The following is a 6,549-nucleotide window of genomic DNA, read 5'->3' on the forward strand; positions in this document are numbered from 1 at the left end:
ACCGCTTCGCAGTGGACGGGATAGGCCACGAGGCCGGTTTCTTCGACGTAGGCGTACAGCACGAAGCCCCGCTTGCAATGGAACGTGCAGGAAAGGCATGGATTTTCGTCGCAGTACGCGTAGGCATCCTCGTCAGCCAGTGCGAACACCACCGGTGGCAATTTGCCGGGTACGACGTATTTCAGCTGTAGCCCCGTAAATGTCTTGAGGGCGAACCAGCGTGGCGTACATCCAGCTTGCTTCACGCTCCAGGACACGCGCAGCGCGTTGGTGTCGAAGCCTCCCACGACGTCGTAGGAAAGTTCGAGCGAGGCGGCTGTGTCGTCGGGCGACAGCTCGGGCAGGCGCTCCATGGGCGTGCCGCAGCAGTGCGGGGCAGTCGGCGCGGGCGCGTAGGGAAGCTCGGCGACTGGCCGCCTGCCGCCGCCGGTCAGGCAGGGCCCTGTGCCGCCGTCGATGCCGGCGAGCACGGAGTGGCAGGCAGGGCAGCGAAAGAACGGGACGGGTTCGTCGAATACGCCGGGTTTCCACGTGGCTTTCGTGCGGGTAGGGCTCATGGTTTCGTTGCGAGTAGGGGTCATGGAGGTGTCCTTGCAGGTTGTAGCGTTGCCGCTAATCGATGTAGCGAGCGAGCGGGTCCTCTTCGAGAACCAAGTTGTCAGTGATGTACTGAATGAAATGGTCGACGCAGTACGGGTGGTAGTTCTTGGTGCTGTAGGCGAGGTACACGCGATGGTAGCACGGCCGCCGCTCCAGCGCGCTCAGGTAGAAAGGACGCACTTCCAGGCCCTCTACACTATGCAGGAAGAACGTGTCCAGCATGATGGCCGCCTCCACGCCGTTGGCGGCAAACCCGGCCAAGATGGATTCGTCCAGGTAGTTGTACTCTACGTTCTGCACGCCGCGTTCGTCGAGGGCGCGACGCATGGCGCGACCGAGCGGAATGGTGTCCAAATACGAGATGAGATGCTGTTCTTCGAGGTCGGCGGGCGTGATGAACGCCTTGGATGCCAGCGGGCAGTTCGCGCCCATGGCTACGACGACCTGTTGGGTCAGCACCGGGATGTAGGCGATGTCGGGGTCGTCCTCTCCGTGTGCGCAGAACACCACATCGAAGTGCCCGCTCTTCAGCTCGCCCAGCAGCGGGGCCGATGCCGCCTCCCGCACGTTGAACGCCACGCCGGCCGTGCGCGTCTTATAGTCGTTCAGCAGCTTGGGTATGTAGCCGGTCTGGACGGTGATGATGCAGCCCAGGTCGATTTTGCCGCCGTCGCTGGTGCCGGCGTAGTTTTTCATGATGGCGATGCCCTTGTCGACTTGCTCGAGACCGCTGGTTACGTATACGAGGAACTCGCTGCCGTACTTCGTCAGGTGGATGTTGCGCCCCGTCTTCTGGAACAGCGATACGCCCAGTTCCTGTTCGAGTGAGCTGATGGCGTTGGAGAGCGACGGCTGGGTGATGTAGAGCTCCTTAGCCGCTTTGGCATAATGCTGCAGTTCGGCTAGTTTCTTGAAGTAGTAGAGCTGCGAGAGATTCATGGTCGTCCCCTTGGATCGCCGCTACCGAGTACCCTTGTTGCCATTATACGGGGAAACCGAGCTTCCGTAGGTACATAAAACCGCATGTTTGTGGGGTATTCCTGCATTAAGGGGAGGTGTCGCGAGGGGTGTTCTTAATGCAGGACGGTTTCCTGTGATAACCGGATCGGCGCGAGGCGGGTATCGGAGAACGAGGTCGAGCGAAGACGGAAAGGGGTTCGCCTTCGCTCGGAGGGGGCGAGGCGGAAGGGAGGTCGCCTCGCCCTTTCGGGGGAGTAGTTCGGGGGTTTTAGGCCAGCTTGGCCGTGAGGGCGGGCAGCACCTCGTGCAGGTCGCCCACGATGCCGTAGTCGGCCTGGTTGAACACCGGGGCGTTCTGGTCCTTGTTGACGGCGACGATGATGTCGGCGTTGTGCACGCCCACCATGTGCTGCATCTGGCCGGAAATGCCGAGCGCGAAATACACTTTCGGCGAGATCATGCGGCCCGATACGCCCAGGTACAGGCTTTTCGCCATCCACTTCTCGTTCTCGGCCAGCGGACGCGAGCAGGCCGTCTCGCCACGCACGGCGTGCGCCAGGTCGCGGGCCATCTGCAGGTCTTCCTTGTGGGCGAATCCGCGACCAGCACCGACTACCACCGAGGCGCGCCCCAGCTCTCCGCCTTCGGAGGACACTGGTTTCGTGGCCCGCACCGTTAGAGGATGGGAGGGGGTTGCGAACGCACGCGTTTCCACCCTGTCAGTGCCGGTCGCCTCTTCAGCGCAGAACGCGGCACCGCTGCTGGAATAGAAGCGTACGGGCCCCGAAGCCTTCTGCCGCTTTACGGCCAGGCCGCCGAAGTACATGCTCTCGGCTTCGTCGCCGTATACCGCGGTGACATCGGTGATGAGGCTGGTGTCGGCATGGGCGGCAAGCCGTCCTCCTACGATCTTCATGCGGGGGGAGGACTGCACGAACACGATCTCGGGCGACAATTCGTCGAACAAGGCCTCGACGGTGTCGTAGGCATTCTCGAAGGCCTGTCCGACGGGCAGTTCAAGAGCGTAGGCGACATCGGCGATGTCCGGTACCGGATCGGTTCCGATAACGGCGAGCAAGACGGTGTCGGCCAGGGTGCGGGCGCCGGCGCACAGTTCGCGCTGGGTATCCACATTATCTGCAATGACGAGTGCTTTCATTATTCCATCGTCCTTTCTGGCGAGTGCGGGTCGGGGGTTTAGCGCAGCGCAGCGGCTACAGCGGCGGCGAAGGAGTCGAAGTCCCCGTCGGTTTTCATGTCGAATACCTGGCGTTTGCGGTCGGCCAGCTCGGGGGCGCGTACGGAGAGCGTCTCCACGAGCGGCGTTACGTCGATGCCTGCACTGGAGGCGTCGGATACTGTTGCGGGCTTCTTGCCGGCAGCGAGGATCTCCCTCATGCCGGCGATACGCGGCAGCGCGATATCGGGGGAGACGGCGACGACGGCCGGAAGCGGAAGCTCGATCTCCTCCACCAGGTCGTCGAGCGTGCGCTCCACCACCAGCGTTCCGTCCTCTATTTTCATGGCGGTGACGGCGTTGACTACGGGGCGGTCCAGAAGCGCCGCCAGTTGCACGTCTACCTGGCCGGCATAAAGGTCGGCCGATCCGTCGCCGCAGACTACCAGGTCGCAGTCGCCTGCCTGTTCCAGCAGCGACGCAAGGACGCGCGCGGTGGTGCGGGCATCGGCTAGCGCGAGGGCGTCGTCGGCTATCATGAACAGCTCCTCAGGGCCGCGCGAGAGAATGCTCTTCTTCACTTTCAGGTCGTCGGCACGCGCATTGCTGGCGCTGATAGCCACCAGCTGTGCGTCGTTCGCTGCGGCAAGCTGCGCGGCTGCCTCGATGGCGTTCAAGTCGTACTCGCTTACTACCTGGTGGGCCTTCGAGCTGTCCAGTGTGCGGTCGGAGGCGACGGTGATATCTTGGTCGTCGGGAACTACTTTTACGCATACGGCGATCTTCATGGGGCTTCCTTTCTTGGTTGGGGTAAAGGCAAACTCCCTGCGCCTGTGGCGCCAAGCGCAGGGAGGAGGGCGGACGGCCTATTTCGCGTACCTTTTCACGATTTGGCGTCCGGCGATATAGCTCATGATCTCCACGGTGCCGCCGGCCATCTGGTTGCCGCGCAAGTCGGTCCAGATGCGTCCCACGCGGCTGGCCGTGGTGTAACCCAGTGCCGCGAATATCTCCAGTGCCATATCGGCCACTTTCGTGCAGCCCACTGTAGCGTAGCGCTTGAGCAGCGCCGCCTCGGTACGGACGGAGTCGCCCTGATCGAGCTGCCAAAGCGTCTTGTACAGCATGTTGCGCGAGTTCTCCAGGATAGTCTCCATCTCGGCAAGCATGTCCTGGATCATGGGGTTGCGGCCGATGGGCTTGCCGAAGGCGTAGCGCTCGGAGGCGTAGGCGGCGGCATCGTCCATGCAGGCCTGTGCAAGCCCCAGGCTCTGTGCCACCACGAGGCAGCGTTCGATCTCGAAGTTCTTCATAAGAAGGAGGAACCCCTCGCCTTCCTTTCCCAGGCGCATGTCGTCGGTCAGGCGCACTTCGTCGAAAAACACGTCGACGAAGGGGATGATCTGCTGGCCGATCTTGTCCAGCGACGCAGTGGAGAGTCCGGGGGTGTCGGTGGGAAGGAGCCACAGCGACATGCTCTCGTTGGCATGTGCGGGATGCTCGTCTTTGGAGACCACCAGCATGTAGGGCGTGTTGCCGCCGTTGGTAACCCAGGTCTTTTGACCGTTCATAATATAGGTACCGTCGGCTTGGCGCTTCGTGTAGGTGCTCATGGCCTTGTTGTCGGAGCCGGCACCGGGTTCGGACAAGGCAAGCGAGGCGATGGGGCGCCCTGACTTGTTATACTGGTCGACCACGAGGGCCACCTGCTCGGGCGTGCCGAATTCGGCAACGTCGGCCGTGGCCAGCATGGCCGTCATGAAGGGCGTCATGCAGCCGGTGGCATGGTAGAGCGCTTCGGTCATCAGGCCCAGCGTCAGCTTGTCGCAGGGAATGCCGCCGCATTCCTCAGGCAGGCCCATGAAGGCGAATCCCGCATCGCGGTAGGCCTCGCCAATCTCGTCGGGGATACCGTGGTTGTCGTACATGGCGCTGACGGTCTCCTCGTCAAAATAACGGTCGGCGAACTCGTCGATGCTTTCAATGAGCAGTTCTTGGTCGACGGTCAAACTGAAGTCCATCCCTGTCTCCTTCTCCCTCGTTCCTGTCAGCGCGTGTCTTGGGCCGTGCTGCGATATCGTGGACCTATTCTCGCGCTGTTGTTTCATAACGTGCCCTCATAATGCCCCAGATATAGATACTTGTCCAATAGGTTATCTTCAGGCAATTGAAGGCAGATTCATAGCTTTTATCTATTGAAAAAGAGCGTGTCGTGAATGTATTGCCTTCGGTATATGTTAAAATATACTTTATGATCAGGTATTATATTAGCTTTCGAAGCAAGATGAGCTCAAGGGAACCGTTTGGAACATAGGCTGGGGAAGCGGGAATCATAGGGAAAACCTATACATGCCTGCTTAATTGTCGAATGGTTCCTATTGGACAAAATACAACATTCGGGTGCAAACTGTATAACCGAAGGATATAGGGCCGCCGGACAGTCCGTCGGTGCAATCCGAAAGGTTCACACAGACCAAAGGAGGACGTATGAGCAAGCTGACCCAGGAGGAGTTCCGCAACTACCTCAAGAGCGTGCGAGAACTCGCCGAGGGGCCGTTCGAGGTGATGCAGAAAGAGGTCGAGGTCACCAACAAGTTCCCACAGGAGTTCATCGACCTTGCCATCGAGAACAACCTATACCGCTATGCCCTTCCCGAGGAGTACGGCGGATGGGGCCTCAGCGAGCGCGAGATCCTGCAGGTGCAGGAAGAGTTCTCCCGCGGTCCGGGCGGCATGCGCATGCACTTACACTATGCAGCCGACCTGAACTGGCGCATCCTGGACGACTACGGCTGCCCTGAACTCAAGGCCGAGTACATGGACAAGTTCTGCGACAAGACCATCTTCACCTGCTTCGCCCTGACCGAGCAGACGGGCGGCACCGGTGCCGACCTGCACTCCACGGCCATCAAGGATGCCGACGGCAACTATGTTATCAACGGCGAGAAGTGGCTTATCTCCCATACTGACGTGGCCCAGTTCGCCTATGTCATCGCCGTGACCGATCCGGAGAAGAAGGGCGACGAGCGCCTCTCCGCTTTCTTTGTGCCCATGGACGCGCCGGGCTTCGAGCTGGTGCCGATGCCGCACATGATGGGCTGCCGCGGGGCCGGGCATGCCGGCTTCAAGATGACCGACGTGAAGCTGGACCCCAAGTACCGTTTGGGCGAAGAGGGCCAGGGCATGGAAGTGGCCATGCATTCGCTGGCTATCAGCCGCGTGCATATCGCCGACTCGAACCTCGGCATGTGCCAGCGCATGCTTGACATCTCCATCGCCCGCGCCCGCGATCGCGTGACGTTCGGCAAGCCGATCATCTCCCGTCAGGCCATCAAGATGAAGCTGGCCAATATGGCTATGACTACGCATGCCTTGCGCTGCATGGTCATGGACTTCGCCGACGACTACGACAACGATCCACATGGCGAATATATCGCCGAGAAGGCCTCTATGTGCAAGCTGTATTCCATCGATGCCACGCGCCTCGTGTCCGACGAGATGATGGAGATCTTCGGTGGCGACGGCTATTTCGAGGACAATCCGATCGGCCCCTGCGAGCGCCTGTATCGCGATGCCCGCGCCATGTGGCTCGAAGAAGGTGCGCCCACGATCCAGCGCATCACCATCGCCCGCGAGATGGACAGGCACAACGGGCACCTCGTGTACAACAACTGGCTGGCTGGCGGCGATCTGTAAGTCCGAACACCCCTCTCGTCACCTCTCCTTGTATTGCGCGAAGGGCCCTGCTGTGGGGCCCATCGCGCTTTCGGCGTGCCGAGTGCCGAGGACGGTGCGCCAACTAATGGCGCACC

The 6,549-nt window shown here is 60.9% G+C and carries 6 protein-coding genes; 1 reads left to right on the top strand and 5 read right to left on the bottom strand.

Annotated elements, in window-relative coordinates:
* The 5 genes from RR842_RS10850 to RR842_RS10870 all read right to left on the bottom strand — a co-directional run.
* A partial coding sequence (locus RR842_RS10850; protein WP_332729732.1) for a hypothetical protein occupies window positions 1-581 on the bottom strand: 581 nt, incomplete at its 3' end.
* Between the two features lie 31 nt (window positions 582-612).
* A complete protein-coding gene (locus RR842_RS10855; RefSeq protein ID WP_332521529.1) occupies window positions 613-1,539 on the bottom strand; it encodes a LysR family transcriptional regulator in 927 nt (308 codons plus the stop codon).
* Window positions 1,540-1,828: 289 nt separating this feature from the next.
* Entirely contained in the window at window positions 1,829-2,719 is an 891-nt protein-coding gene (locus RR842_RS10860) for an electron transfer flavoprotein subunit alpha/FixB family protein (protein ID WP_332729733.1), read from the bottom strand.
* A 38-nt stretch (window positions 2,720-2,757) separates the two neighbouring features.
* Window positions 2,758-3,525 (bottom strand): electron transfer flavoprotein, encoded by a 768-nt coding sequence (locus RR842_RS10865; RefSeq protein ID WP_332729734.1) that lies wholly within the window; start codon window positions 3,523-3,525, stop codon window positions 2,758-2,760.
* Window positions 3,526-3,603: 78 nt separating this feature from the next.
* The gene (locus RR842_RS10870) at window positions 3,604-4,758 is read right to left on the bottom strand and encodes an acyl-CoA dehydrogenase family protein (RefSeq protein ID WP_332514429.1); all 1,155 of its coding nucleotides are present in this window, start codon (window positions 4,756-4,758) and stop codon (window positions 3,604-3,606) included.
* 466 nt (window positions 4,759-5,224) lie between these two features.
* Between RR842_RS10870 and RR842_RS10875 the strand changes: the two genes are divergently transcribed.
* On the top strand, window positions 5,225-6,433 hold the full coding sequence (locus RR842_RS10875; RefSeq protein WP_332729735.1) for an acyl-CoA dehydrogenase family protein: 1,209 nt from the start codon (window positions 5,225-5,227) through the stop codon (window positions 6,431-6,433).
* Window positions 6,434-6,549 lie beyond the last annotated feature (116 nt).

The organism is Gordonibacter sp., assembly GCF_036667095.1.
GTDB lineage: Bacteria > Actinomycetota > Coriobacteriia > Coriobacteriales > Eggerthellaceae > Gordonibacter.